The sequence below is a fragment of the Modestobacter versicolor genome, from assembly GCF_041028285.1.
Classification (GTDB): domain Bacteria; phylum Actinomycetota; class Actinomycetes; order Mycobacteriales; family Geodermatophilaceae; genus Modestobacter; species Modestobacter versicolor_A.
This window is the reverse complement of record NZ_JABGDB010000060.1, coordinates 1-525: the sequence shown is the minus strand read 5'-3', so window position 1 is coordinate 525 and position 525 is coordinate 1. Positions and strand designations below refer to the sequence as shown.

The 525-nt window shown below is 44.2% G+C and carries 1 protein-coding gene; it reads left to right on the top strand.

Features of this window, described 5'->3' with window-relative positions; translation table 11 throughout:
• Nucleotides 1-88: 88 nt before the first annotated feature.
• A partial coding sequence (locus HL054_RS22255) for a hypothetical protein (RefSeq protein ID WP_369141311.1) occupies nucleotides 89-525 on the top strand: 437 nt, incomplete at its 3' end.

Here is a 525-nt window from a genome sequence, read left to right as displayed (position 1 = left end):
TCCGTACTTCTCTTTTGGTTCGTGATGTAACTCATGAGGATGGCTCACGCTATCTTTATACACTCAACTCGATCTACGAGGTGTTGTCTTGATTAAGTTACATATCAATGGTGTTGAACAAACCTTAAACTGGACAGAGTTCAGTGATGGTGCTAAAGGTGTACATTTGATTGGGCAACGTCCGTACCATGTGGACACTGCCTTCATCACCTGTATCGCTGACGGTGGTTTACATGACACCCTATTCAACGTAGGGCAGATTGTGAACATTGTACGTGTCATGAATCCTCGTGTGAAAATCTCGTTGTACATGCCTTACATTCCTTATGCTCGTGCTGATCGTCACATGGTAGACCGTGATAGTTTTGGTCTGCAAGTGTATGCACGTCTGCTTAATAGCTACGGTCTAGATAAAGTGGCAATCGTCGATCCTCATTCTGACGTTGCTCCTGCTCTTATCGATAACTGTGAAGTGATTACTCAGGCAGACGTAATCAATACGAACCCAGTCACTCAGTGGTTTTC